Annotated in this window: 23 protein-coding genes and 5 tRNA genes; 16 read left to right on the top strand and 12 right to left on the bottom strand. The window is 70.3% G+C overall.

Annotated elements, in window-relative coordinates; genetic code table 11:
- Positions 1-25 precede the first annotated feature (25 nt).
- Together purF and purM are read left to right on the top strand one after the other, a co-directional pair.
- Entirely contained in the window at positions 26-1,555 is a 1,530-nt protein-coding gene (gene purF / locus ACFZDE_RS17610; RefSeq protein WP_390998115.1) for an amidophosphoribosyltransferase, read from the top strand.
- A 59-nt stretch (positions 1,556-1,614) separates the two neighbouring features.
- Complete coding sequence (gene purM / locus ACFZDE_RS17605; protein ID WP_390998113.1) at positions 1,615-2,682, top strand: phosphoribosylformylglycinamidine cyclo-ligase; 1,068 nt, start codon at positions 1,615-1,617, stop codon at positions 2,680-2,682.
- 83 nt (positions 2,683-2,765) lie between these two features.
- Here purM and ACFZDE_RS17600 read toward each other — a convergent pair whose 3' ends face one another.
- Positions 2,766-3,014 (bottom strand): DUF3073 family protein, encoded by a 249-nt coding sequence (locus ACFZDE_RS17600; protein ID WP_390998110.1) that lies wholly within the window; start codon positions 3,012-3,014, stop codon positions 2,766-2,768.
- 298 nt (positions 3,015-3,312) lie between these two features.
- Positions 3,313-4,440 (bottom strand): Glu/Leu/Phe/Val dehydrogenase dimerization domain-containing protein, encoded by a 1,128-nt coding sequence (locus ACFZDE_RS17595; protein WP_391200558.1) that lies wholly within the window; start codon positions 4,438-4,440, stop codon positions 3,313-3,315.
- Positions 4,441-4,693: 253 nt separating this feature from the next.
- Between ACFZDE_RS17595 and ACFZDE_RS17590 the strand changes: the two genes are divergently transcribed.
- Both ACFZDE_RS17590 and bldC read left to right on the top strand, forming a co-directional pair.
- Positions 4,694-5,539 carry a hypothetical protein gene (locus ACFZDE_RS17590; protein WP_391200556.1) on the top strand — a complete coding sequence of 282 codons (846 nt, stop codon included), beginning with the start codon at positions 4,694-4,696 and terminating at the stop codon, positions 5,537-5,539.
- A gap of 599 nt (positions 5,540-6,138) precedes the next feature.
- Positions 6,139-6,345 (top strand): developmental transcriptional regulator BldC, encoded by a 207-nt coding sequence (gene bldC, locus ACFZDE_RS17585; protein WP_003949541.1) that lies wholly within the window; start codon positions 6,139-6,141, stop codon positions 6,343-6,345.
- Positions 6,346-6,807: 462 nt separating this feature from the next.
- Here the strand turns inward: bldC and ACFZDE_RS17580 are convergent, their stop codons facing one another.
- The 7 genes from ACFZDE_RS17580 to ACFZDE_RS17550 form a co-directional block, all read right to left on the bottom strand.
- On the bottom strand, positions 6,808-6,999 hold the full coding sequence (locus tag ACFZDE_RS17580) for a DUF6274 family protein (protein ID WP_390998102.1): 192 nt from the start codon (positions 6,997-6,999) through the stop codon (positions 6,808-6,810).
- A gap of 303 nt (positions 7,000-7,302) precedes the next feature.
- Positions 7,303-7,377: transfer RNA gene (locus tag ACFZDE_RS17575), tRNA-Asp, on the bottom strand.
- 93 nt (positions 7,378-7,470) lie between these two features.
- On the bottom strand, positions 7,471-11,415 hold the full coding sequence (hrpA, locus tag ACFZDE_RS17570) for an ATP-dependent RNA helicase HrpA (protein ID WP_391200554.1): 3,945 nt from the start codon (positions 11,413-11,415) through the stop codon (positions 7,471-7,473).
- Between the two features lie 158 nt (positions 11,416-11,573).
- Positions 11,574-11,647, bottom strand: a tRNA-Phe gene (locus ACFZDE_RS17565).
- Between the two features lie 24 nt (positions 11,648-11,671).
- A tRNA-Asp gene (locus ACFZDE_RS17560) sits at positions 11,672-11,746 on the bottom strand.
- 35 nt (positions 11,747-11,781) lie between these two features.
- A tRNA-Glu gene (locus ACFZDE_RS17555) sits at positions 11,782-11,854 on the bottom strand.
- An 80-nt stretch (positions 11,855-11,934) separates the two neighbouring features.
- The gene (locus tag ACFZDE_RS17550) at positions 11,935-13,509 is read right to left on the bottom strand and encodes a metallophosphoesterase (RefSeq protein ID WP_391200552.1); all 1,575 of its coding nucleotides are present in this window, start codon (positions 13,507-13,509) and stop codon (positions 11,935-11,937) included.
- Between the two features lie 83 nt (positions 13,510-13,592).
- Between ACFZDE_RS17550 and ACFZDE_RS17545 the strand changes: the two genes are divergently transcribed.
- The 6 genes from ACFZDE_RS17545 (at position 13,593) to ACFZDE_RS17520 (ending at position 18,026) form a co-directional block, all read left to right on the top strand.
- On the top strand, positions 13,593-13,943 hold the full coding sequence (locus tag ACFZDE_RS17545) for a metallopeptidase family protein (protein ID WP_390998094.1): 351 nt from the start codon (positions 13,593-13,595) through the stop codon (positions 13,941-13,943).
- A gap of 87 nt (positions 13,944-14,030) precedes the next feature.
- Positions 14,031-14,561, top strand: a complete 531-nt coding sequence (locus ACFZDE_RS17540) for a hypothetical protein (RefSeq protein WP_391200550.1) — start codon at positions 14,031-14,033, stop codon at positions 14,559-14,561.
- Positions 14,562-14,900: 339 nt separating this feature from the next.
- Positions 14,901-16,991, top strand: coding sequence for a DEAD/DEAH box helicase (locus ACFZDE_RS17535; protein ID WP_391200549.1), 2,091 nt, complete (start codon positions 14,901-14,903; stop codon positions 16,989-16,991).
- A gap of 215 nt (positions 16,992-17,206) precedes the next feature.
- Positions 17,207-17,279, top strand: a tRNA-Lys gene (locus ACFZDE_RS17530).
- A 180-nt stretch (positions 17,280-17,459) separates the two neighbouring features.
- Positions 17,460-17,798 (top strand): metalloregulator ArsR/SmtB family transcription factor, encoded by a 339-nt coding sequence (locus ACFZDE_RS17525; protein ID WP_390998085.1) that lies wholly within the window; start codon positions 17,460-17,462, stop codon positions 17,796-17,798.
- A 75-nt stretch (positions 17,799-17,873) separates the two neighbouring features.
- Entirely contained in the window at positions 17,874-18,026 is a 153-nt protein-coding gene (locus ACFZDE_RS17520) for a DUF6126 family protein (RefSeq protein WP_391200547.1), read from the top strand.
- Positions 18,027-18,067: 41 nt separating this feature from the next.
- On the opposite strand, the gene ACFZDE_RS17515 is transcribed toward ACFZDE_RS17520, so the two are convergent.
- Positions 18,068-18,418, bottom strand: a complete 351-nt coding sequence (locus ACFZDE_RS17515; protein WP_390998079.1) for a metalloregulator ArsR/SmtB family transcription factor — start codon at positions 18,416-18,418, stop codon at positions 18,068-18,070.
- A gap of 231 nt (positions 18,419-18,649) precedes the next feature.
- On the opposite strand from ACFZDE_RS17515, the gene ACFZDE_RS17510 reads away from it, so the two are divergent.
- On the top strand, positions 18,650-19,882 hold the full coding sequence (locus tag ACFZDE_RS17510; protein ID WP_391200544.1) for a malic enzyme-like protein: 1,233 nt from the start codon (positions 18,650-18,652) through the stop codon (positions 19,880-19,882).
- A 203-nt stretch (positions 19,883-20,085) separates the two neighbouring features.
- Here ACFZDE_RS17510 and ACFZDE_RS17505 read toward each other — a convergent pair whose 3' ends face one another.
- Positions 20,086-20,934, bottom strand: a complete 849-nt coding sequence (locus ACFZDE_RS17505; protein WP_391201333.1) for a SigB/SigF/SigG family RNA polymerase sigma factor — start codon at positions 20,932-20,934, stop codon at positions 20,086-20,088.
- Between the two features lie 341 nt (positions 20,935-21,275).
- Complete coding sequence (locus tag ACFZDE_RS17500; protein WP_390998074.1) at positions 21,276-21,770, bottom strand: MarR family transcriptional regulator; 495 nt, start codon at positions 21,768-21,770, stop codon at positions 21,276-21,278.
- Positions 21,771-21,931: 161 nt separating this feature from the next.
- Between ACFZDE_RS17500 and ACFZDE_RS17495 the strand changes: the two genes are divergently transcribed.
- The 5 genes from ACFZDE_RS17495 to ACFZDE_RS17475 all read left to right on the top strand — a co-directional run bounded on the left by ACFZDE_RS17495 (position 21,932) and on the right by ACFZDE_RS17475 (position 26,061).
- Positions 21,932-23,080: a SpoIIE family protein phosphatase gene (locus ACFZDE_RS17495; RefSeq protein ID WP_391201331.1), complete on the top strand. Its 1,149-nt coding sequence runs from the start codon at positions 21,932-21,934 to the stop codon at positions 23,078-23,080.
- A 140-nt stretch (positions 23,081-23,220) separates the two neighbouring features.
- On the top strand, positions 23,221-24,138 hold the full coding sequence (locus ACFZDE_RS17490) for an RsbRD N-terminal domain-containing protein (RefSeq protein ID WP_391200543.1): 918 nt from the start codon (positions 23,221-23,223) through the stop codon (positions 24,136-24,138).
- Complete coding sequence (locus tag ACFZDE_RS17485; RefSeq protein ID WP_391200542.1) at positions 24,135-24,548, top strand: STAS domain-containing protein; 414 nt, start codon at positions 24,135-24,137, stop codon at positions 24,546-24,548. Before ACFZDE_RS17490 ends, ACFZDE_RS17485 begins: the two co-directional genes overlap by 4 nt.
- A complete protein-coding gene (locus tag ACFZDE_RS17480) occupies positions 24,548-24,991 on the top strand; it encodes an ATP-binding protein (protein ID WP_390998065.1) in 444 nt (147 codons plus the stop codon). The genes ACFZDE_RS17485 and ACFZDE_RS17480 overlap by 1 nt, the downstream gene beginning before the upstream one ends.
- Positions 24,991-26,061 (top strand): SpoIIE family protein phosphatase, encoded by a 1,071-nt coding sequence (locus tag ACFZDE_RS17475; RefSeq protein ID WP_391200541.1) that lies wholly within the window; start codon positions 24,991-24,993, stop codon positions 26,059-26,061. Before ACFZDE_RS17480 ends, ACFZDE_RS17475 begins: the two co-directional genes overlap by 1 nt.
- Positions 26,062-26,073: the final 12 nt, after the last annotated feature.

Genomic DNA, 26,073 nt, shown 5'->3' with positions numbered 1-26,073 from the left:
GTCGACCTCGCCTACACTCGGTGGCGTGCCACGTGGTGACGGACGACTCAACCACGACCTGCTCCCCGGTGAGAAGGGCCCCCAGGACGCTTGCGGCGTCTTCGGTGTCTGGGCTCCGGGCGAAGAGGTCGCCAAGCTCACGTACTTCGGGCTCTACGCCCTCCAGCATCGAGGCCAGGAATCCGCGGGAATCGCGGTCAGCAACGGCTCACAGATCCTCGTCTTCAAGGACATGGGCCTGGTCTCCCAAGTCTTCGACGAAACCTCCCTCGGTTCGCTCCAGGGTCATATCGCGGTCGGTCACGCCCGCTACTCGACCACCGGAGCCTCCGTCTGGGAGAACGCCCAGCCGACCTTCCGCGCGACCGGACACGGATCCATCGCGCTCGGCCACAACGGCAACCTCGTCAACACCGCCCAGCTCGCCGAGATGGTCGCCGACCTGCCCAAGCAGGAAGGCGGCCGCGCCCCGCGCGTCGCGGCGACCAACGACACCGACCTGCTCACCGCGCTCCTCGCGGCCCAGGTCGACGAGGACGGCAAGCCGCTGACCATCGAGGAGGCCGCTCACACGGTCCTCCCGAAGGTCCAGGGCGCCTTCTCCCTCGTCTTCATGGACGAGCACACCCTCTACGCGGCCCGAGACCCACAGGGCATCCGCCCCCTGGTCCTCGGCCGGCTGGAGCGCGGCTGGGTGGTCGCCTCCGAGTCCGCCGCCCTCGACATCTGCGGCGCCGCTTACGTCCGGGAGATCGAGCCGGGCGAGTTCGTCGCCATCGACGAGAACGGCCTTCGCACCTCCCGATTCGCGGAAGCGAAGCCCAAGGGCTGTGTCTTCGAGTACGTGTACCTGGCCCGCCCGGACACCGACATCGCCGGCCGGAACGTCTACCTCTCCCGGGTGGAGATGGGCCGCAAGCTCGCCAAGGAGGCGCCCGTCGAGGCCGACCTGGTGATAGCGACCCCGGAATCCGGCACGCCCGCGGCGATCGGTTACGCGGAGGCCTCCGGCATCCCGTTCGGCGCCGGCCTCGTCAAGAACGCCTACGTCGGCCGGACGTTCATCCAGCCCTCGCAGACCATCCGCCAGCTGGGCATCCGCCTGAAGCTGAACCCGCTGAAGGAAGTCATCAAGGGCAAGCGGCTGGTCGTCGTCGACGACTCGATCGTGCGCGGCAACACCCAGCGCGCCCTGGTCCGCATGCTCCGCGAGGCGGGCGCGGCCGAGGTCCACATCCGGATCTCCTCGCCGCCCGTGAAGTGGCCCTGCTTCTTCGGTATCGACTTCGCCACCCGCGCGGAGCTCATCGCCAACGGCATGACGATCGACGAGATCGGCACCTCCCTGGGCGCCGACTCCCTGGCCTACATCTCCATCGACGGCATGATCGAGGCGACCACCATCGCCAAGCCGAACCTGTGCCGCGCCTGCTTCGACGGCGAGTACCCGATGGAGCTCCCGGACCCCGAGCTGCTCGGCAAGCAGCTGCTGGAGACGGAGCTGGCCGCCGGCCCGGCCGCCACGGCCGCCGCCGACGCGATCCGCCGCCCGTAGAAGGCCCGTGCTCCGCCTTTTCGAAACGCCTGCCGTACAACACGAAGGTTCTCATCGCCATGCCTGACACAACCGGTGCCAGCTACGCAGCCGCGGGCGTCGACATCGAAGCCGGCGACCGCGCCGTCGAACTGATGAAGGAGTGGGTGAAGAAGGCCCAGCGCCCCGAGGTCCTCGGCGGCCTCGGCGGCTTCGCCGGCCTCTTCGACGCCTCCGCCCTGAAGAACTACGAGCGGCCCCTGCTCGCCTCCGCCACGGACGGCGTCGGCACCAAGGTCGACATCGCCCGCCAGCTGGGCGTCTACGACAGCATCGGCCACGACCTGGTCGCCATGGTCATGGACGACATCGTGGTCTGCGGCGCCGAGCCGCTGTTCATGACCGACTACATCTGCGTCGGCAAGGTCCACCCCGAGCGGGTCGCCGCCATCGTCAAGGGCATCGCCGAGGGCTGTGTGCTGGCCGGCTGCGCCCTGGTCGGCGGTGAGACGGCCGAACACCCGGGTCTGCTGGGCGAGGACGACTTCGACGTCGCCGGCGCCGGTACGGGCGTCGTGGAGGCCGACCGGCTGCTCGGCGCCGATCGCATCCGGACGGGTGACGCGGTGATCGCCATGGCGTCCTCCGGTCTTCACTCGAACGGGTACTCCCTCGTCCGCCACGTCCTGCTCAACCAGGCGGGCCTGGCGCTGGACGCGCACATCGAGGAGCTCGGCCGCACCCTCGGCGAGGAGCTGCTGGAGCCGACGAAGATCTACTCGCTGGACTGCCTGGCCCTGATGCGCACCACCGAGGTGCACGCCTTCAGCCACATCACCGGCGGCGGCCTCGCGGCCAACCTGGCCCGGGTGATCCCGGACGGCCTGCACGCCGTCGTGGACCGCTCCACCTGGACCCCGGCCCCGATCTTCGACCTGGTCGGCCGCACGGGCAGTGTCGAGCGCCTGGAGCTCGAGAAGACCCTGAACATGGGCGTCGGCATGATCGCGATCGTGCCGCAGGAGTCCGTGGACGTGGCCCTGGCGACCCTGGCCGACCGCGGCGTGGACGCCTGGGTGGCCGGAGAGATCACGGACCGGGGCGAGCACCCCACGGGTGCCGCCCTGATCGGTGACTACGCGAGCTGAGGCACGGGGGTCATGACCCTGCGGGCAGCACAGAACCCGGTCGGTGACCGTAGTCACCGACCGGGCAAGTGCTCAGTGCAGGGTCAAGCGCCGCGACGATGCTGCGAGGACTGGTCGTCCTCGTCGTCGTCGTCCTCGTAGAGGTCGGCGTACCGTGCGTACAGGTCCTCGTCCTGATCATCGTCTTCGAACGGCTCGCCGTTAGGCGGCTGCGGATTCGAAGGCGATGCACCCAGCTCCTCGGCCAGGCGTGAGAGGTCAGTCCCACCGCTGTTGTACTTCAGCTGGCGGGCGACCTTCGTCTGCTTGGCCTTGGCCCGGCCGCGCCCCATGGCTCGACCCCCTCAACGACGGGGCTCGACGGCCCCAGAGTCTTGACACGCGTTCATGGTCCGGCACGGACTCTCCGCGGAGAGACCGGTCCGTAGGGCTTCCACGGTACCTGAGCCCGCGCCCATACGGTACGTCGCCCGCATGACGTGCCCGCGCCCAGGACCTTCGAGGCGCCCCGTCCTCGCTGGTCAACCGCGATTTTAACCACTTATCGACGGTCGACCCGCCGGTAGAAGTGAGAGTTCTCTCTAACTGCCCACCGGCGGGTACCGGTCAAACGTACGAGACTTTTGTGGATCAGTCCCGCACCGCCCCGGGGTCAGTGCCCCGGCGGGCCAGGGCCGCGTCGTGCATCCGCTGCTCGGCGATCCGGTCGGCCGCGGCGGCCGGCGGAATGCCGTCCTCCTTCGCACGTGCGAATATGGCCAGCGTGGTGTCGAAGATCTTCGACGCCTTCGCCTTGCACCGGTCGAAGTCGAAGCCGTGCAGCTCGTCCGCGACCTGGATGACACCGCCGGCGTTCACCACGTAGTCCGGCGCGTAGAGGATCCCGCGGTCCGCGAGGTCCTTCTCCACACCGGGGTGGGCGAGCTGGTTGTTGGCGGCGCCGCAGACCACCTTGGCGGTGAGCGCGGGCACGGTGTCGTCGTTCAGCGCACCGCCGAGCGCGCACGGGGCGTAGATGTCGAGGCCCTCGGCGCGGATCAGGGTCGCGGTGTCGGCGACGGCCGTCACACCCGTCGGGTGGGCCGCGAGGATCCGCCCCACGGCCTCCTCGCGCACATCGGTGATCACGACCTCGGCGCCCTCGGCCCGCAGGTGCTCCACCAGGTGGTGGCCGACCTTGCCGACACCGGCGATGCCGACCTTGCGGCCGCGCAGCGAGGGGTCGCCCCACAGGTGCTGCGCGCAGGCGCGCATGCCCTGGTAGACGCCGTAGGCGGTGAGGACGGAGGAGTCCCCGGCGCCGCCGTTCTCCGGCGAGCGTCCGGTCGTCCAGCGGCACTCGCGGGCCACGACGTCCATGTCGGCGACATACGTGCCGACGTCGCAGGCGGTGACGTAGCGGCCGCCGAGGGAGGCGACGAAGCGACCGTAGGCGAGGAGCAGCTCCTCGCTCTTGATCGTGTCCGGGTCGCCGATGATCACGGCCTTGCCGCCGCCGTGGTCGAGACCGGCCATGGCGTTCTTGTACGACATCCCGCGGGCGAGGTTCAGCGCGTCGGCGACGGCCTCGGCCTCGGTCGCGTACGGGTAGAAGCGCGTACCGCCGAGCGCGGGGCCCAGAGCGGTGGAGTGCAGGGCGATGACGGCCTTGAGGCCGCTCGCACGGTCCTGGCAGAGCACGACTTGCTCATGTCCGCCCTGGTCCGAGTGGAACAGGGTGTGCAGTACATCAGCAGGTGCGCCGGTTACGTCGGTCACTGTGGTGACTCCTGAGTAAGTTGCGGCGGGTGGAGACCAGCTCCCGTGGGGCTCCCCCCGCGCTTTTGGCTGTGGGGGAGGGTGGCGGGGGCTGTTGAGCATGAGATTAAAGCCTGGTGGCCCCGCCGGCCGCACCGTGCACAGGATCACCTCCGACCGGAGTACACCCGTGCGACGATTTGCATAGGTTTCCCGCGCGATCGTAAGCGGGCTCCGCAGGTTTTCGCGGCGATGCGCGGGGGAGGGAGCAGGCGTGCCCAAGGTGACCTCGGTGATCGTCCCCTACGCGACCTATCTGCGCGTGTACGAACCGCTGGCCGCCTTCCCCGAGCCGGAGCGCAGCCAGTGGGCCCGCTACGCACGCCGTACGGACCGCCCCTCGTACCAGGACGAACTGCGCCGGGCCCTCGCCGACTTGGCCCCCACCCCGCCGGTCCCGGTGCCGGTGCACGAGAGCGACGACGCCTTCGTCCTGGACGTGGACGGCGTCGTCTGTGTCTGCCCCTGGCGCACCCGGCTGCGCGGCTGGCTGGCCCTGGACGAGCTCTCCGAGGAGCTCCCCCCGCCGGTCATGGACGCGGTCCTTCCGCCCGTGCTGCGGCGACAGGCGGCCCAGGACTACGAGCGCTGGCTGACGATCAACCCGGACGCCCGGCCGTGGATCCGTACGGCCACCTGGCAGGTGCCGATCAACTGGTTCGTGCTGGTCTCCGACGAGGAGCGCGAGTACGACAAGGGCGCGTCCGGCGAGGGCCCGCCGGTGCTGCGCTACCGCACCCCCATGGTCCAGGCCCGGCGGCGGGTGGCCCGGGGCCTGCGCGCCCTGCGGGAGGCCATGAACGAAGGGCCCCTGATCGACGGCCTGATGGACGTCGGCCGCTGGCTGGAGGAGTTTCACCCGCGCTCTCTGGTGGAGCTGGACTACGGGGGCCTGGTGCATGTGGTGCCGTCCGGGACGCTGGAGGACGACCACTCCGCGGCGGACGTGGCCGAGGGCATCGCCGCGCTGCGCAGGGGCGACGGGGCCGTCGCGGGGGAGGCGTACGCCCGGCTCGTGGAGCGGTGGCGTTCCGTACGGAATCTGCGGTCGGCCAACTGACGTCTGACCTTGATGTCCGTACAGACCGCTCGCATTCGGTCACGAACTGACGTTTGACGAACCGCCCGATTTGGGGTTTCGTCCTCGCACCGAGTTCCTGAAACGGGCTGTGCGTCTCCTGAGACTTCGTCAACAAGGGACGTAGGGCCCGATACGGGCAGACCTCTCAAGTAGGCCAAGCGTGACGGACTACACGTACGAGGCTCTTGCGTCCCTTGCCCCTCCTCATGCCAAAATAGGACAAGGAGTCCGGGGAGGACTCCTTCCGTCCTGTAGTGCTGCACTATGGGCGGAATCTCAGCATTGCACGCTTTGGGGGGCCTGGTGACTTCCTGATCACCCTGTGACTGATCGTCACAGCGGTGTGACTGTCCGCTATGGCATGGTCCATCGGCTTCCGTCGCTGATGAACACCTGGAGGGGCAATTCCATCGGTTTGGCCGACGCGGCTGGACAGATGGTGTAGTTGTAGTGCCGAGGACAAGCCGTTCGTCCTATAACCGACTCGACTCGCGTCCGCCATTTCGGGCAACGCGGGTCAAGGTGCAGAATTTAGAGGAAAGAACCGAGAAGGTTCGGTTCTCCCGAGGAGGCCGCTCATGACCGCTCGCACCCCTGATGCCGAGCCGCTGCTGACCCCGGCTGAGGTCGCCACCATGTTCCGTGTGGACCCGAAGACGGTCACGCGGTGGGCGAAGGCCGGCAAGCTCACGTCGATCCGCACGCTCGGCGGGCATCGGCGCTACCGCGAGGCCGAGGTCCGCGCTCTGCTCGCGGGCATCCCGCAGCAGCGCAGCGAGGCCTGAACAACTGAATAACCGGGCAAACCGGCTGGTCCCCCAACTGGCCGCGACGTCCGGAACCACAGCTCCAAGCGACGCGGGTTCCTGCCCCAACAGGCCCCACGCCCAAGCCAGTCAGAGCTTTCCAGGCATACAACAGGGTGCGTCGTCGATCGCGCTGGACTCCGCCGGGTCCAGCGCGATCTTTTTTGTGCGCCTGGACGGGTCTGGGGCGCCGGCTGTGTGCGGGCTTGTCCGAGCCTGGGGAGGGGCGTCGGATGAGCTGTGTGCGGCACCCCGGGCCGGGTGCAATTGCACATATTAAATTGACCCTTTGTAGGCAGGGTGTAAGTACCGCACTTTCCAAAACTCATGCGGTGACACCCGTCACATACCAAGCGGCTTGTTAGCTCCGCCACGGGTGCGGTAGAGAAGCCTCCGGCTCCAGCGGCCCCTGTGCTGAGGGGTGTTGAGGCCGCTCGTGGATCATGCGGACGCCGGGCTCTCGTCCTCCCGCGCCGGCGCCACGACCTGAGGCGCACCCGGTCCCGACTCCATCGCCAGCCTCAGCAGGTGATGGCAGATCGGGCAGTGACGTGTGAGGTGCCGGTACGACGACGCGGCCGACAGGTGCGCGCGGAGCAGGGCCCGCGTCTCGTGCCTGGTCGCTGCCGCCATACGCCACCTCCTGAAGGCCGCACGGGGAACGGCCCTGGTTCTGGGGTACCGACGGATTGAGAACCCGTCAAGACGGCGTGTGGGGGCCGCGGGGGCTCACGGGGAGGTCAGGGCATGCGCGCAAGAGCCCGGCTCTCTAGAGGCGGACTTGGGCGCCGGCGCCTGATCGCGGCTTCGCCGCGGGCGCGGCCTCTGGTTGTTCGTGGGGGGCATAGGCGGCAAGAAGCCTGGATCCGTAGATGCGGGCTTGGGGCGGGGCGGACGGCAAAGAGCCCGGATCCGAAGATCCGGGCTCTTTCGCTGCGGTCCTGACGGGATTTGAACCCGCGGCCTCCACCTTGACAGGGTGGCGAGCACTCCAAACTGCTCCACAGGACCAGGTTTCGCAGTGCGATCCGTGCGGTGCGCTGCGAAAAGAGACTGTACAGGAGGGTGGGGTCCTGGTCGAACTCACCCTGCGTGCGGGTGCCGTTACGGCGCTGCCGCGTCGATCGCCTTCACGATCCGCTTGTCGGAGACGGGGTACGCCGTGCCCAGCGCGTGGGCGAAGTAGCTGACCCGCAGCTCCTCGATCATCCAGCGGATGTCCAGGACCGACGACGGCACCGGCCGGCCCTGCGGCAGCTGCTCCAGGAGCCAGGCGTACTCGTCCTGCATCTCGTGGACCTTCTGCATCCGCGTCGTGTCCCGCTGGACGTTCGTCGGCATCTGCTGCAGACGCCGGTCGGCCGCCACCAGGTAGCGCATCAGGTCCGGCATGCGCCGCAGCCCCGCCTCCGTCACGAAGCCCGGCTTCACGAGGGCGTCCAGCTGCGCCCGCACGTCCTGGAGGTTCGGCAGCAGCGCGGCGCTGCGCACGGCCTTCAGGCGGCGCTCACAGGCCTGCCAGGCGGCGAGGACCTGCTGCACCTGCCCCACCGTGCGGACGGTCGTGTCGACGATCTCGGCGCGCACCTTGTCGTACAGCTTGCGGTACGACTCCTCGTCCCACGCCGGTCCGCCGAAGTCGCCGATCAGCTTGTCCGCGGCGGCCATCGCGCAGTCGTCGAACAGCCCCTGGATGGAGCCGTGCGGATTCGCGGACAGCGCCAGCTTCTGGGCGTTCGTCAGCTTCTGCGAGGCGAACTTGGCCGGGTTTACCGGGATGTTGCGCAGGATCAGCCGTCGCGTGCCCTTCCACATGGCCCGCGCCTGCTCCGCCTCCGTGTCGAAGAGCCGCACGGAGACCGTGTCGCCGTCGTCGACCAGGGCCGGGTACGCCTTCACCGGCTGACCGGCCCGGCGGGTCTCGAAGACGCGGGTGAGCGCGCCGATCGTCCAGTCGGTCAGGCCCGAGCGCTCCAGGGACTCCCCGCCGGAGCGCTCGGCGGTCGCCGCGGCCGCCTGGGAGAGGGCCTTGCGGGCCTTCGGGCGCAGCTTGAGCTTCAGCGCCTCCAGGTCCTTGTCCTCGGCCAGCTTGCGGCGCCGTTCGTCGACGATCCGGAACGTGATCTTCAGGTGGTCGGGGACCTTGGACAGGTCGAAGTCGTCCGCCTCGAAGGGCACCCCGACCATCAGTCTCAGCTCGCGCGTCATGGTCGCGGTCAGCGGTTCCTGGAGGGGGACGGCCCGGTCCAGGAACGCCCTGGCGAAGTTCGGCGCGGGGACGTAGTTGCGCCGGATCGGCTTGGGCAGGGAGCGGATCAGCTCCGTCACCAGCTCCTCGCGCAGCCCCGGGATCTGCCAGTCGAAGCCCTCGTCGGTGACCTGGTTGAGGACCTGGAGCGGGACGTGCACGGTCACGCCGTCGGCGTCCGCGCCCGGCTCGAACTGGTACGTCACCCGGAACTTGAGATTCCCCTGCCGCCACGAGTCCGGGTAGTCGGCCTTGCTGACCTCACCCGCCTTCTCGTTGATGAGCATCTCGCGCTCGAAGTCGAGGAAGTCGGGCCGCTCATGCCGCTTGTGCTTCCACCAGGAGTCGAAGTGGGCGCCGGAGACGACGTGTTCGGGGATCCGCTGGTCGTAGAAGTCGTACAGCGTCTCGTCGTCGACCAGGATGTCCCGGCGCCGGGCCCGGTGCTCCAGCTCCTCGACCTCGGTGAGGAGGCGGCGGTTGTCCGAAAAGAACTTGTGGTGCGTGCGCCAGTCGCCCTCGACCAGCGCGTTCCGGATGAACAGTTCGCGGCTGATCTCCGGGTCGATCCGCCCGTAGTTGACCTTCCGCTGCGCCACGATCGGCACGCCGTAGAGCGTGACCTTCTCGTACGCCATCACCGCGGCCTGGTCCTTCTCCCAGTGCGGCTCGCTGTACGTGCGCTTGAGGAGGTGCGCGGCGAGGGGCTCGACCCACTCGGGCTCGATCTTCGCGTTGACGCGGGCCCACAGACGGGAGGTCTCGACGAGCTCGGCCGACATCACGAAGCGCGGGGGCTTCTTGAAGAGGGCCGAACCGGGGAAGATCGCGAACTTCGCGTTGCGCGCCCCCAGGTACTCGTTCTTGGCGCCTTCCTTGACGTCCTTCATGCCGATGTGCGACAGCAGGCCGGCCAGGAGGGAGAGATGGATGCGGTCGTCCGGGGCGTCCTCCTCGTTGAGGTGGATGCCCATCTGCTTCGCGACCGTACGCAACTGCGTATAAATGTCCTGCCATTCACGGATGCGAAGGAAGTTGAGGTACTCCTGCTTGCACATCCGGCGGAACGAGGACGAGCCCCGCTCCTTCTGCTGCTCGCGGAGATAGCGCCAGAGGTTGAGATACGCGAGGAAGTCGCTGGTCTCGTCCTTGAAACGGGCGTGCTGCTGGTCGGCCTGGGCCTGTTTGTCGGCGGGGCGTTCGCGCGGATCCTGGATGGACAGCGCGGCGGCTATGACCATGACCTCGCGTACACAGCCGTTCTTGTCCGCCTCCAGGACCATCCGGGCCAGCCGGGGGTCGACGGGCAGCTGGGCCAGCTTGCGGCCGGTGTCCGTGAGCCGTTTGCGGTGGTCCTTCTGCGCCGGGTCGAGCGCGTTCAGCTCCTGGAGCAGCTGCACGCCGTCGCGGATGTTGCGGTGGTCCGGCGGGTCGATGAAGGGGAACTTCTCGATGTCACCGAGACCGGCCGCGGTCATCTGCAGGATGACGGAGGCGAGGTTCGTCCGCAGGATCTCGGCGTCCGTGAACTCCGGCCGGGCCTCGAAGTCGTCCTCGCTGTACAGCCGGATGCAGACGCCGTCCGACGTACGGCCGCAGCGGCCCTTGCGCTGGTTGGCGCTGGCCTGCGAGACCGGCTCGATGGGCAGCCGCTGGACCTTGGTGCGGTGGCTGTAGCGGGAGATCCGCGCGAAGCCCGGGTCGATGACGTACTTGATGCCGGGGACCGTCAGCGAGGTCTCGGCAACGTTCGTGGCCAGCACGATCCTGCGGCCGGTGTGCGGCTGGAAGACCCGGTGCTGCTCGGCATGGGAGAGCCGGGCGTAGAGCGGCAGGATCTCCGTGAAGCGGTAGTTCTTCTTGGTGAGCGCGTCCGCGGTGTCCCTGATCTCCCGCTCTCCGGAGAGGAAGACGAGGATGTCGCCCTTGCCTTCCCTCTGGAGCTCCTCCACGGCGTCGGTGATCGCGGTGATCTGGTCGCGGTCGGCGTCGTCGCCGTCCTCCTCCAGCAGCGGCCGATAGCGGACCTCCACGGGGTACGTACGGCCGCTGACCTCGACGATCGGGGCGTCACCGAAATGCCGCGAGAAGCGCTCGGGGTCGATCGTGGCCGAGGTGATGACGACCTTGAGGTCCGGACGCTTCGGCAGCAGCTGGGCGAGGTAGCCCAGCAGGAAGTCGATGTTGAGGGACCGCTCGTGGGCCTCGTCGATGATGATCGTGTCGTAGGCGCGCAGCTCACGGTCGGTCTGGATCTCGGCGAGCAGGATGCCGTCCGTCATGAGCTTGACGAAGGTGCTGTCCTGGTTGACCTGGTCGGTGAAGCGGACCTTCCAGCCGACGGCCTCGCCGAGCGGTGTGTCCAGTTCCTCGGCGACGCGCTCGGCGACCGTGCGGGCGGCGATCCTGCGGGGCTGGGTGTGCCCGATCATGCCGCGTACGCCGCGCCCCAGCTCCAGACAGATCTTGGGGATCTGCGTCGTCTTGCCGGAGCCGGTCTCGCCGGCGACGATCACGACCTGGTGGTCGCGGATGGCGTCGGCGATCTCGTCCTTCTTCTGGCTGACCGGCAGCTGCTCGGGGTATGTGACCTCGGGCACGAGGGAGCGCCGGGCGGCCATCCGCTCCTCGGCCCTGCCGACCTCCGCCTCGATCTCGGCGAGCACGGCGGCCCGCGCCTCCGGCTTACGGATCTTGCGCGCACCTTCGAGCCTGCGCCCGAGCCGGTGCGCGTCGCGCAGGGACAGCTCGGTCAGGCGGGGGGCGAGGGCGCCGAGGGCGGGGGCAGGGTGCGTAGACATACGCGATCCAGGATCTCATCCCGGCGAATTTGGTGGCTAACGCTTTTGTCCCGGGGGTGGGGCGCGGCGGGGGAAGCATGGGGCCGGGTGGGGAAGCACGAGCACGAAAGAGCCCCTCTCCGTGAGGAGAGGGGCTCTGGCCCTAGTGAGGGCGGTTGTGGCTGGGGCCGGGGTCGAACCGGCGACCTATCGCTTTTCAGGCGATCGCTCGTACCAACTGAGCTACCCAGCCACGAGGTTTCACGTGAAACCTCAGCGGTCCTGACGGGATTTGAACCCGCGGCCTCCACCTTGACAGGGTGGCGAGCACTCCAAACTGCTCCACAGGACCAAGCTTCGTACGACAGTGTCGCACAGGGTGGTGCGTGCCCCCAACGGGATTCGAACCCGTGCTACCGCCTTGAAAGGGCGGCGTCCTAGGCCGCTAGACGATGAGGGCTATCGGCCCGCCTGTGCGCTTCGCAGCGCGTCGGGGACGTGAGAAGCATATGGGATGGCGGGAGCTATCGCCAAAACGGTTTAGGAGGCGGACGGGGAAGTGCTCTCGGAGGGGGTGCCGGGGGACCGGCTCGCGCCGGGCTGGTTCTCCTTCGGGAGGTGTCGGCTGACCTCCGCCGTCGTGAGGCCGAGGCCGCCCAGTTCGATCTCGTCCCAGGCCTGGAGATGGCGGGTGTCGCGGTCGAAGTAGAGGATCGACGCCTCGATGGGGTCGGGGTGCTTGCCCTCGATGGCGCGCAGGCCGCTGCCGCCGGTGGAGCCCTCGATGCGCAGCCGGGTGCCGTAGGGCAGTTCCTCCATCTCGTCGTGGTGGAGGTGCCCGGCCAGGACGAGGGGGACCTCGCCGTCGACCTCCCGGGCGGCGGAGGGCTCATGGGCGACGGCGATGTCCACGGGGGTGCCCGCGGCGCTCTGGTCGCGCAGGGCCGTGGCCAGGCGGGCGCCTGCCAGCTCCTGGGACTGCTCGGCGCCGGTCTGCCGCGTGCGGTCGGGGGTGAACTGGGGGTCGCCGATGCCCGCGAAACGCAGGCCCTTGATCGTCTGCGCCTTGCCGTCGTCCAGGACGTGGACGTTCTTCAGGCCCTCCATGTAGCGCTGGGTGATCAGCGAGTCGTGGTTGCCGCGGACCCAGACGTAGGGGGCCCCGAGGTCCTCGACGGGGTCCAGGAAGCCGTTCTCGGCGGCCGTGCCGTGGTCCATGGTGTCGCCGGAGTCCACGATCACGTCGACCTTGTACTGCTCCACGAGCGAGGCGATGATCTTCCAGCTCGCCGGGTTGAGATGGATGTCGGAGACGTGCAGGACCCGGATCGTGGAGGGGTCGGGCGCGTAGGCGGGGAGCGTCGAGGTGGCGTCGTAGAGCTTGGTGACATTGGTGACCAGGCGGGCCAACTCCTTCTGGTAGACGTCGAATTCCGTGACGATGCTGCGCGCGTTGCCCACCAGGGAGGGGGCCGAGGTGAGCAGGCCGGAGAACTTCGGCTCCAGGACGGAGTCGGGGCGCCAGGTGGCGTACGCGGTGCCGCCCGAGGCCGCGAGGAGGGCGAGGGCGAGGCCGCCGGCGGCCAGGGCGCGGCGCGGGCGGCGGTAGACGGCGAGGCCGAGGGCGGTGGCCCCGGAGACGACGGCGACGCCGGAGCGGACGGCCAGGTCGAGGGTGCCGCGGCCGACGTCCTCGGTGACCTCGTCCTGGAGGCCGGAGAGGCGTTCGGGGTGGTCGACGAGGGCCTGGGAGCGCTCGGGGTCGAGCTGGTCGACGTTGACGTCCAGGCGTACGGGGGCGATGTGGCTGTCCAGCTGGAGGGCGCCCAGCGGCGAGATGTTGATCTTCGTGCCGCCGGTGAAGGAGGGGCGCAGGGTCATGGTGGTGTTCATGGGGCCGACCGGGACCCGGACGTCGCCCACGACCAGCAGTCCCAGCCAGGCGCCGAGGACGACCACCGCGACGAGTCCCACGGCGCGGGTCCACGGGTGCGGCTGTGCCACGAGCTCGATCGTGGCGGGTGCCTGGCGGGAGCGATAGCGACGGGCCAGGGCGCGTGGGGCGGTGCGGATCGGGTTCATCACCTTCAGGACTCCGGCGGGGACGCGGGCCATTGATCCCGTATGCCCAAGTCCGGGACCGGATATGCGGCGCCGTACGGCTCTCGATCGGCGGGGGCGTGGCCGACAATGGGCCTGTGCTGGAGATGACGCGTGAGGAGTTCGAGGAGCTGGTCGCCGAGGCGCTCGACCGGATTCCGCCGGAGTTGACGCGACTGATGGACAACGTCGCGGTGTTCGTGGAGGACGAGCCGCCCTCGGACGATCCCGAGCTGCTCGGGCTGTACGAGGGGACTCCGCTGACCGATCGGGGTGAGTGGTACGCCGGGGTGCTGCCCGACCGGATCACCGTCTACCGGAATCCGACGTTGCGGATGTGCGAGTCGCGGGAGGACGTCGTCGCGGAGACGGAGATCACCGTCGTGCACGAGATCGCCCACCACTTCGGCATCGACGACGAGCGCCTTCACGCCCTGGGTTACGGCTGACCGGGTTGTGAATACGGGGCGCGTGTCCTCTTGTGGGCGGCGGGAGTTGGAGGTGTTGACTCCTTCACCCGTTCCGGAGGTGGCCCCGTGCGCCCCTTGTACGTACCCGTCCGACTGGCCGCCACGGTTGTGGCGGTCGCCGCTGCCGCCGGCTGCATGAGTGTCGGCGACGACACGGGCGGGAGCGCCAAGCCGTCGCACTCCGCCGGGCAGCGGGGTGGCGAGGCGCCCGACGGCGGGCCCGCGGTGTCGGGCGGCGGTACGGGGTTCGGCGCGGCCGGGGCCGGTGGTGAGCGGGAGCGCGGCAAGGGCGGCAAGGAGAAGAAGGACAAGGGCGGCCGGGCGGGGGAGTCGGCCTCCCCCGAGGCGTCGCCGAGCGCCGACGCGAGTCCGACCGTGCCGGGGCGTGACAAGCCGGGGAAGCCGTCGCGCCCCACACCGAAGCCGCCGGCCCCGCCGACACCCACCCGTACGGCGGAACCGGAGCCCACCCCGACGCCGCCGGAACCGACGACGTCCCCGGAGCCGACCCCGGAACCGTCGTCATCGGCCCACGAGCCCCCCGGAACGCAGCTCGCCCAACGCGAACCGGCCCCGGAGGCGGGGGCACCGGCGTAGGGCTGGTGGGGGTGTGCGTGACGGGCGGCGGGGCTCGAAGTTTTTTTCGGGGGCGGGAACAACTTCCGGTGGGGGGTGGTTGAGGGGGGTGGGTCGCCGTCCGGTTGTCGGGGGGTGGCCGCTGTCGCCTGGACGGTCCGGTTTGCCTTGAGGGGCCCGGAGTGCGTATGGTGGCAGATCGTTTGATCCCATCTTGCCCGGCGCCACTACAGAGCGCGCCGTGTGGCGCGTACTCTCCCTTGCCGTGGTGGACCGCATTGAGGCGGTCGTATTGCGAATCGCGAATCACGGAGTTGACGGGCGCGTGCCGACTGAGACTCCGGAAGGTTTCGCATTCGCATGTCCATCGCCAGTACTGATCACGTCGTCGTGCCCGAGAACGAGGCAGCCGAGGACGCCCCCGAGGTCACCTTCGCGGACCTCGGTCTCCCCGAAGGCGTCGTGCGCAAGCTCGCGCAGAACGGCGTGACCACCCCCTTCCCGATCCAGGCCGCGACCATCCCGGACGCCCTGGCCGGCAAGGACATCCTCGGCCGTGGCCGCACCGGCTCCGGCAAGACCCTGTCGTTCGGTCTGCCGACCCTGGCGCGTCTCGCCGGCGGCCGCACCGAGAAGCACAAGCCGCGCGCGGTCATTCTCACCCCGACCCGCGAGCTCGCGATGCAGGTCGCGGACGCGCTCCAGCCCTACGGCGACGTCGTCGGCCTCAAGATGAAGGTCGTCTGCGGCGGTACGTCGATGGGCAACCAGATCTACGCCCTGGAGCGTGGCGTCGACATCCTCGTCGCCACCCCGGGCCGGCTGCGCGACATCATCAACCGCGGCGCCTGCTCCCTGGAGAACGTCGAGGTCGCCGTCCTCGACGAGGCCGACCAGATGTCCGACCTGGGCTTCCTGCCCGAGGTCACCGAGCTGCTCGACCAGGTCCCGGCCGGCGGCCAGCGCATGCTGTTCTCGGCCACGATGGAGAACGAGATCTCCACCCTGGTCAAGCGCTACCTGAGCAACCCGGTCACGCACGAGGTCGACAGCGCCCAGGGCAACGTCACGACCATGTCGCACCACATCCTCATCGTGAAGCCCAAGGACAAGGCGCCGGTCACCGCCGCGATCGCCTCCCGTAAGGGCCGCACGATCATCTTCGTCCGCACCCAGCTGGGCGCCGACCGCATCGCCGAGCAGCTGTGCGACGCCGGTGTGAAGGCCGACGCGCTGCACGGCGGCATGACGCAGGGTGCGCGCACCCGCGTGCTGGAGGACTTCAAGAAGGGCTACGTCAACGCGCTCGTCGCGACCGACGTCGCCGCCCGCGGCATCCACGTCGACGGCATCGACCTGGTGCTGAACGTGGACCCGGCCGGGGACCACAAGGACTACCTGCACCGGTCCGGCCGTACCGCGCGTGCGGGCCGCTCCGGCACCGTCGTCTCGCTGTCCCTGCCGCACCAGCGCCGTCAGATCTTCCGGCTGATGGAGGACGCGGGCGTCGACGCCTCGCGCCACATCATCCAGGGCGCCGGCGCCTTCGACCCGGAGGTCGCCGAGATCACCGGCGCCCGGTCGATGACCGAGGTCCAGGCCGAGTCCGTGGGCAACGCCGCGCAGCAGGCCGAGCGTGAGGTCGCCCAGCTCACCAAGGAGCTGGAGCGGGCGCAGCGCCGTGCCAACGAGCTGCGCGATGAGGCCGACCGTCTGATCGCCCGGATCGCCCGTGAGCAGGGTGAGGACCCCGAGGCGGCGGTGGCCGAGGCCCAGGCCGCGGTGGCGGCAGCGGCGGCCGAGGTGTCCGTGCCCGAGCAGCCGGCGGCGCAGGATGTCGACCGGGCGGACCGGGACGACCGTGGCGGCCGTTCGTACGAGCGTCGGGACGACAACCGCGGTGGTGGTTTCCGCCGCGACGACCGTCGTGACGACCGTGGCGGGCGTTCGTTCGAGCGTCGTGACGACCGTGGTGGCCGTGGTTTCGAGCGTCGGGACGACAACCGTGGTGGTGGTTTCCGCCGCGATGACCGTCGTGACGACCGTGGTGGGCGTTCGTTCGAGCGTCGTGACGACCGTGGTGGCCGTGGCTTCGAGCGTCGGGACGACAACCGTGGTGGCGGTTTCCGCCGCGACGACCGTCGTGACGACCGTGGTGGGCGTTCCTTCGAGCGTCGTGACGACCGTGGTGGCCGTGGCTTCGAGCGTCGCGACGACAACCGCGGTGGTGGCTTCCGCCGCGACGACCGTCCGGGCCGCTCCTTCGAGCGTCGTGACGAGCGCGGTGGGCACCGGGGCAGCGACCGCCCCTTCAACCGTGACCGCCAGGGCGACCGTCCCGGCTTCCGTTCCTCCGGTCACGACCGCCCCTCCGGCCGTCGTGACGACCACCGCGGCGGCGGTTCGTTCCAGCGCCGTGACGACAAGCCGCGCTGGAAGCGCAACGGCTGACATCAGCGCATGACGAGCGCCGTGACCCCGTCCCAACGGGCGGGCCACGGCGCTCTGTCGTCGCGGCGGGCTCCGAGGAACCCACGCGGACACGCCCGAACCGGCAACTCCGCGACCCTTATCGGCCCAGTTCGTCCCTTTGGCGGGGCCGGGACCCCGATACCCGATCGGAGACTCGGCATCGTCCGGCTATGCTCGTGGGGGCAACATCACCCGGGCCCTTAGCTCAATTGGCAGAGCAGTGGACTTTTAATCCATTGGTTGTGGGTTCGAGTCCCACAGGGCCTACCGGTGGCGGGGGAGGCAAATGCCCTCTGACCTGCTACGCAGCGCCTGAGTCGGCTTCGGTCGGGTCGGGCGCTGCTTCGTTTCCGGGCCACTGCGTGAGCGGATGCGCTGTCCCGTACTCTTGAAGAGTTCTTCAATTCACTAGTTGCCGTGGGGTGCGGCCGTCGGGGAGAGGGCGCCATGCCGGTTCCGCTGTATGAAGCGAAGGCCGAGTTCTTCCGGATGCTCGGGCACCCGGTCCGTATCCGAGTGCTGGAGTTGCTGCAGGACGGGCCGATGCCGGTGCGCGATCTGCTGGCGGCCATCGAGGTCGAGCCGTCCAACCTGTCGCAGCAGCTGGCCGTGTTGCGCCGGTCCGGGATCGTGACCGCGACGCGGACCGGGTCGACGGTGACGTACGAGCTGGCCGGCGGCGATGTGGCGGAGCTGCTGGCCGCCGCCCGGCGGATCCTGTCCGTGCTGCTGGCGGGGCGTCAGGATCTGCTCGCCGAATTGCGCGGAGCGGAGGCGGCACGGTGACGGGCGGCGCCCGTATTCACGGTGCCGTGGCAGCAGGGCAGTTCGGGATCCCCATGGACGACGGGAGTTGAAGCGGTGAGCAAGGCCAAGGGCGGTAGGGCCCGGGACGCGGAGAGCCAGAAGGCGCGTGGTGTCGCGCTGCGTGCCTTCTTCTACATCGCCGGCACACACCTGTTCGCGGGGTTCGTGATGCTGCTGTTCTATCTGGGATCGCACGCCGACAAGTAGCGGGCCTCGGGGAAGGGCCGTTCGGGGATCGCGGGCCGTCGTTACGACGGCGGCTTCGCCTCCCCCTGTGCGGCCTTCAGGTCGGCGAGCAGCTCCGCCTGCCCGGCCAGCACGCCGGACAGGATCGTGCGCGCCACGCGCAGCAGTTCGGCCACGTGGGGGCTGGTCAGCGAGTAGTAGACGGTCGAGGCCTCCTTGCGGGTCACGACCAAATTCGCCCTGCGCAGTACGGCGAGCTGCTGGGACAGGTGCGCGGGCTCGATACCCACCTCGGGCAGCATCTCCGCGACCGCGTGCTCACGCTCGCTGAGCAGCTCCAGGACCCGGATGCGTGCCGGATGACCGAGCGTCTTGAAGAACTCGGCCTTCAGTTGGTACAGCGGCGTACTCATCGTGCCGTCGTCTCCCCGGCACAACAGCGCGGCCCCACCGGCCGCCCCCCGGCGCATCGCGTCCATCCACTCGTCACAAACATGCGGCCCATCCTCGCCCGCTGGACCGCGGGCATCGAACCCGAGTACGAGGAACCAGGCCGCCGGATCCAGCAGTGCTGACCTCAGGAATTGCTAACATTAGCAACTCTTGAGGTCACGAGCCGCTTCACGTACGGAAAGCCGACCCTCTTGCCCGCCACACCGCCTGCCGGCGCCAATCCGGCCTTCAGCATTCGCGTCCACGTCCCCGCACAAGCCCGTGCCGCTGTGGAGGCGATCGCCGCGGACGCGCCGGGTGCCGTCAGCAGCCAGAGCTGTCCGCCGGATGCCACGGGCGCGCACCGGGTGCTGCTGGACGCCGACAGCGGTTCGACTCTGGCGTGGCTCACCGGCGCTCTGCGGGACCGCCTGGGCGCGGACCTGCTCCTCTGCGAGGACCTGGTGTTCGCCACCGCCTCCACCGGCAAGCTCAGTCAGAGCATCCGCGCCTCGACCGCCAGCGACCACGACGTCGCACTGCTGGACGCGGACGCCGACCGCCGGGTGATCCGGCACCTGGTCGACCACCCCGAACACGTCAACCGGTACACCGGCAGGGCCCACCGGGTGGCTCTGGTGTCCGACGCGAGCGCGGTCCTGGACTTCGAGTACCTGCCCGCCTCCGCCGCCCTACCGGCGGTGGAGTCCCAGGCCGTCCACCTGCGCCGCACCACGGGCCTGGACATCCTGCCTCTGCCCGTCGCCGCCGACAGTGCCGGGGATCTGGCCGCCGCCGTACGCCTGCTCGCCCCCGCGGTCGTCGCAGCCGTCCTCATCCACACCCGCATCGATCACGTCCATGTCGCTCGGGCCGCCCTCACCGACAGCCCCGTTCTGCTGCTGGACTCCATCAACGACGGGCTGGCCATCGCCACGGCGGCCGCGGCGTACACCACGCTGCGCCGGCACGACATCGATGTGCGGCAGGCCCGGGTGGTCTGCGTGTCCCCCAACCGCGGCGGTGATCTGGGCGGGCTCCTCATCGCCGGGGGCATCACCGACCTCACGCTCTACGATCCCCTCGCCCAGGGAATCCAGCCCCTCCACCAACTCGCCGAGCACACGGACCTGATCGTCGACCTGTTCGGCCTGCTCGCCCCTCCGGCCGGCATACCCGTCCTCCACGCGCGCCCCGAGACACCCCCGTCCTTCGCCGCGGCCACCACCGGCCCCCGGCCCCTGCACGCCCTTCCCGGCCTGCTGGCCGCCGCGGTCGCCACCGGCAGGCCCATCACCGCCCACGCCCGCATCGCGGCCGTCCGTGCCCTCGTCGAACAGACGCAGCCGGGCCAGACCCTGCCCCCGCTCGATCACCCCGGTCTGACTCCCGCCGTCACCTCAGCCGCCGTCACTGCCCTCATGCGTGACTCGGACGAGGACTAGGGCCTGTCGTTTGGATCAGCCCGCAGACGCGGGGCCTGGCACGCGCATCTGCCGCGTTGTCGTCACTCGCCGATGCTCCGCATCGACTCCCTCCTCCGCCTTGCAGCTATTCCCAGTGGGCCGAGTTCGAGGAAGGACGGCGACGACAGGAGCCCCGGTCCGGGTGGTGTCCGGACCGGGGCTCCTGTCGTCGCCGGGGTGGGTCAGCCGGTGGCCAGCATGCCGGAGCGCAGGCGGGCGACCGTGCGGGAGATGAGCCGGGAGACGTGCATCTGGGAGATGCCGAGCCGGGCGCCGATCTCCGCCTGGGTCAGCTCCTCCACGAAGCGCAGGTGCAGGATGAGCCGCTGGCGTTCGTCGAGTTCGGCGACGAGCGGGGCCAGGGCGTGGAAGTCCTCGACGAGTTCGAGGGCCGGGTCCTCCTCGCCGATGAACTCCGACAGCTTGGTCTCGCTCTCGTCCGGGTCGCCGGTGACCGTCGCGTCGAGGGAGGACGACAGATAGCCGTTGGCGGCGATCTGCGCCTCGACGACCTCCTCCTCCGACAGGTTCATCAGCGCCGCCAGCTCGGCCACCTTCGGGGCGCGGCCGAGGCGGGAGGCCAGCTCCTCGGTGGCCTTGGCGAGTTCCGTACGGGCCTCCTGGAGGCGGCGCGGCACGTGCACCGCCCAGGACGTGTCACGGAAGAACCGCTTGATCTCGCCGACGATGTACGGCACCGCGAAGCTGGTGAACTGCACCTCGCGGGAGACCTCGAACCGGTCGATGGCCTTGATCAGCCCGATGACGCCGACCTGGACGATGTCCTCCATCGACTGGCCGCTGGTTCGGAACCGGCGGGCCGCGAAACGCACCAGCGACATGTTCATCTCGATGAGCGTGTTGCGGGCGTACTGGTATTCGGGCGTGCCCTCCTCAAGCACGGCGAGCCGGTCCAGGAACTGTCCGGTCAGCCCGCGTGCGTCCTGCGGGGCGAGCTTCTGGGGTTCGGCGATCTGCGGCAGTTCCTCACCGGTGCAGGTGGCGGAATCCGTCGTCGTGCCGATGCGCATGGTCGCCGTCACGGGCCCTCCCTCTCGTTCCGGCCCGCTCCGATCCCCCGACAGGCCACCTCCAGCGCCGTTACCCGCGCTCGCCCCGCGTATGCCCCGCATATGCCCCGGCGAGATGTAGACCACAGTCGGCGCAGGTCGGGGCGGTGTCGGGGTACCCGGACCGGTATTGCGAGGTACGGGCAGGGAGGGCGGGCGGTGGAGTGCGGAAGAGACCTGAGGGCTCACGGAACGGACAGTTGTCGTTTGACAACTATAGGTGGAGGGCAACAGCCTAGGCGTGCCGAACGTGCGCGGGGAAGAGACCGGAAGGAACGACTCCGTGCCGGACGGCGCGTCAGTCAGGCAGTCCGGGCACCGGACGAGCGGGAGTCTTCGGAGTCGTCGTGTATCTGGGCCGCCGCCGCGTCGCAGAACGCCTCCAGGCCTTGCAGCAGCGCGACCCGCTTCGCCGCGGGCATCTGGTCGAGCACCGAGCCGAGCGCCTGCTCCCGGCGCGTCCGCAGGTCGGCCAGGAAGGCCCGGCCCCGGCCGCTGAGGTGCAGCCGGACCTCGCGCCGGTCGGCCGCGCTCACCTCGCGCTCGACGAACCCGGCCGCCTGCAGCCGGTCGCACAGCCGACTGGTCGAGGGCGGTGTGGAGGCCAGCGAGTCGGCGAGCGTGCGCAGGTTGATGTCCTCGTGGTGTTCGAGGATGAGCAGCACCCGCAGCTGGGACGCGGAGGCCGGCGCGGTCGAGGCGCGGCCCCACAGGACCTCCAGCAACTCCGCGGCCGTCGAGGTCACACGGGCGACCTCTGCTGGCTCGGGGCGGGGTCGGAGGGAAGTCACAGTCACACTCTCGCAGGCGCCGGGGTGGCCGTCAGCGTACTAGGCGTGCGCTGAACCGCCCGGGACCCGCTCCCCCGGCCCGTGGACCAGAACCCGTTTCGAGGACGCGCCGGCGTCCCACCGAGGATGGTGAACCAACCACCGTGACCACGATCACGCACAGATTCGTGGCCGCCGAGCGCGCCCTGCGCACGGCGGCGCCCCATCAACTGCTGGACGCGGTCCGTCGTGTACTGACCGATCAGTACGCGGCGGACTCCGTCGAGCTTTTCCTCGCCGACTACGGACTGACCGTGCTTCAGCCGGTGTCCGTGCTGCCGCGCACCCTCCAGCCGGTGTCCGTGCACAACAGCCCGGCGGGCCGGGCCTTCGGCGCGCAGGAACCGTACGTGGAGGACCTCCAGGGCGGCCTCGTACGGGCGCACCTGCCCGTCGCGGTGCGCGGCGACCGGCTCGGCGTGCTGAGCGTGACCCTGCCCGGCGGCGAGCACGCCGAGGGCTGTCTGACCGAGCTGGCCGAGATCGCCGAGGTGCTCGGACACGAGGTGGTGGTGGCCGAGCGGGACACCGACCTGTACCTCCAGGCGCGCCGCCGGGACCGGCTCACGCTCGCCGCCGAGATGCAGTGGCAGCTGCTGCCGGGCCGCTCCTGCGTCCGTCCCGAGTACGAGCTGGGCGCGCAGCTGGAACCGGCGTACGCGATCTTCGGTGACAACTTCGACTGGTCCGCCTCGGCCGACCGGCTCAGCCTCTACGTCACCAACGGCATGGGCGAGGGCATAGAGGCCTCCCTGCTGACGAGCCTGGCGATCAACGCCCTGCGCAACGCGCGCCGGGCCGGGCTGTCCATCGACGACCAGGCTGCCCTGGCCGACCAGGCGGTGTACACCCACTACCGGGGTCGCTGCTACCTCTCGGTGCTGATGCTCGACTTCGACCTGGCCACCGGGCGGGTCCGCGCGGTGGACGCCGGGTCGCCGCAGATGCTGCGGCTGCGCCGGGGCGGCGTGGAGCGGGTGCCCTTCGACGCCCAGCTGCCGCTCGGCATGTTCGAGGAGACCGACTACGTGGTCCAGGAGTTCGACGTGGAGCCGGGCGACCGGCTGGTCTTCGTCAGCGACGGGGTCTACGACGTCGCCTCCCCGGGTGGCGAGGCCTACGGTGACGCCGCTCTGTCCCGGGCGATCCAGTCGACCCGGCTGCTGCCCGCCGCCGAGGTGCCCCGGGCCGTCCTGCGCGAACTGACGGGTCACCGCGGCCGGTCCGCCCCGGACGACGACGCCCTCGTGGTGTGCCTGGACTGGCGTGGCCGCTGAGGGACGGGGAAAGCGCAGGAACCGGGGCGCCCGTGAGCAGTTGTTTGGTGGTGCCGGACCCCGGCACTAATGTTTGTCATACGGCAAGTAATGGCTGAGGTGCCGTGACGTGACCTCGGTCCGGCCCGTGCAAGGGAGCGATGCAAGTGTCGGTGTCGGAAGCGAACGAGGAACAGGAGCCGGCCGCCTACCAGGTGAGCGCCTTTCTGGAGCGGCGACGGGAGCAGATCGCCCAACGGTGGGCGGACGCCGCGCTGTTCCGCACGGTCTTCACCGTCTCCCGGGACGAGGCGGTGGAGGCGGGCAGGGCCGTGACGGCGGCGCTGGCGGCGGTGGCGGCCGCCGGGCGGCTCGACGACGTCCGGGCGTCCGGATTCGAGGCCGTGCGCGACCAGTTGGGCCGGATGGTGGCCTCCCGCGCGCGTACGGGCATCGACCCGGACGGTGTCGCCACCGAGGTGGCCGCGCTGCGCGAGCCGGTGACCGAGCTGCTGCGCGCCGAGTTCCCCGAGCCCTACGCCCCCGAGGCCCAGGAGGCCGTGGTGGCGCTGACCGTCCTCATGGGCACGCTGCGCCTGGTCGTGCTGGAGACCACCGTCAGCGCGGGCGAGGAGCTGATCGCCCGGCAGCGCGAGCAGCTGCACGAGGTGGCCACCCCGGTGATCAAGCTGTGGGACAGCACCGTCGCCGTACCGCTGATCGGGACCCTGGACAGCGCGCGCAGCCAGGTGGTCATGGAGAGCCTGCTGGACGCGATCGTCGCCGAGCGCGCCCGGTACGCCATCCTCGACATCACCGGCGTGCCCACGGTCGACTCGCTGGTCGCCCAGCACCTGATGAAGACGGTGGCGGCGGCGCGGCTGATGGGCGCCGAGTGCATCGTGTCCGGGATCCGGCCCGCGATCGCGCAGACCATCGTCCACCTGGGCATCGACCTCGGTACGGTGCTCACCCGCTCCAGCCTGGCGGACGCGCTCGCCTACGCGCTGAGCGAGCAGGGGGTCGAGATCGCACCGCTGCGGGCGGCCGGCGCGGCGGCGGACGTGGGCACGCGATGACCGCCTTCGCGGGACACGGGCCCGCGGGCGGGCACGCCTTCACCGTGCCGGTCCTCCAGCTGGGCGACGTCCTGCTGGTCACCCTCCAGGGAGAGTTGCACGACGGGATGGCGGAGCAGCTCCAGCAGGACATCACGGCCCGGATCTCGGACAGCAGGGTGAGCGGGGTCGTGATCGACATCTCCGGCGTGGAGATCGTCGACTCGTTCCTGGGCCGGGTCCTCGCCGAGATCGCCGCCGGGGCCGGACTGCTGGCGGCCCGTACGGTCCTGGCCGGGATGCGCCCGGCGGTGGCGATCACCCTGGTCGAGCTGGGGCTCACGCTGCCCGGGCTGCGGACGGCCCTGGACGTCGAACGGGCGATGGAGCTGCTGGGCGTGACCACGCGCCGGAGCGAGGGGAGCCCGTGATGCAGACGTCCCGCCAGGCCGGTCCGGCCAGCTTGCCGATCGGCTCGGACGCCGATCTGGCGTGGGTGCGGCAGCAGGTCCGGCAGGCAGCCGCCGAGCTCGGGTTCGGGCTGGTGCAGCAGACCAAGCTCGTCACCGCGGCGAGTGAGCTGGCCCGCAACACCCTCGTGCACGGCGGGGGCGGCCATGTGCGCATCACCCCGCTGGACGCCGGGTCGTCGCACGGGCTGCGGCTGGACTTCGTCGACACCGGGCCCGGCATCCGGGACCTGGACCAGGCGCTGACCGACGGCTACACCAGCGGCGGCGGGCTCGGGCTCGGCCTGAGTGGCGCCAAGCGGCTGGTGCAGGAGTTCGAGGTGGACAGCAGGCCCGGTGAGGGGACCACCGTCACCGTCACCGCCTGGGCCACCGTCGTACCGCCGTCCCGGACGGTGCCGTGATGAGCAGGGTCTGGGACGTGCCGGTGGACGACTCGACCCGGGTGCGGGACGTGCGGGTGGCGGCCGAGCAGGCCAGCGCCTGCGCGGGCCTGCCCGCCGGCCGCACCGCGACCGCCGCGCTCGTGGCGACGGAGCTGGCCACCAACCTGCTGCGGCACGCGGACGGCGGGCGTGTCCTGATCAACCTTGTCGAGCGGGGGCACGACGACGGTCGCCGCACGGCCGTGCAGCTCGTCTCGATCGACCACGGCCCCGGCATCGGGGACGTCGCGGCGGCGATGCGCGACGGCTACACCACGACCGTCGCCGCCTCGCTCGGCGCCGGGCTCGGCACGTGCCGGCGCATAGCGAACGACTTCGATCTGCACAGCGCGCCCGGCCGGGGCACCGTCGTGATGGCCCGGATCGGCCACGAGCCCGCCGTGCGCGACCAGGGGCCGCCCCCGCCCGGTCCGCGCGCCGGGGGCGTCAACGTCCCCCTCGGCCGGGACGAGTACTCCGGCGACGCCTGGGGCCGGGTGCACGGCGGGGACCGGCTGACCCTGCTGCTCGCCGACGGGCTGGGCCACGGCGTGAAGGCAGCGGAGGCCTCCGGCCTTGCGGTGCGGGAGCTGCGCGGGCTGGCCGAGCTGCCGCCCGCCGAGATCCTGCGGAGCCTGGGCCGGGCTCTGCGGCCCACCCGGGGCGCGGCCGTCGCCGTGGCCCAACTGGACACCCACACCGGTCAGTTGAGCTTCGCCGGGATCGGCAACGTCGGCGCCAGGCTGCGGACCGACGGCACATGGAAGGCGCTCCTTTCGCACCCCGGCATCGTGGGCGCACAGGCCCCGGCGTCCGTGCCCGTACAGCGCGTTCCGTGGCACCCGGACAGCCTGCTGGTCCTGCACAGCGACGGCCTCCCCAGCCGCTGGACACCGCCCGATGACGGCGTGCTGCCGGGCTGCGACCCGGCGGTGGCGGCCGCGGTCGTCCTCCGGGACGCGGGCAGCGCGGCCCGGCCGGTGAGGGACGACACCTGCGTGGCGGTCCTGACGGCGGGGGGAGTGAGCCGACACGGGTCGGGGGTGTGAGCCGGCACGGTC

The sequence above is a fragment of the Streptomyces sp. NPDC007929 genome (genome assembly GCF_042959065.1).
Taxonomy (GTDB): domain Bacteria; phylum Actinomycetota; class Actinomycetes; order Streptomycetales; family Streptomycetaceae; genus Streptomyces.
The sequence above is the reverse complement of the archived record's forward strand: the minus strand, read 5'-3'. Positions and strand labels throughout refer to the sequence as shown.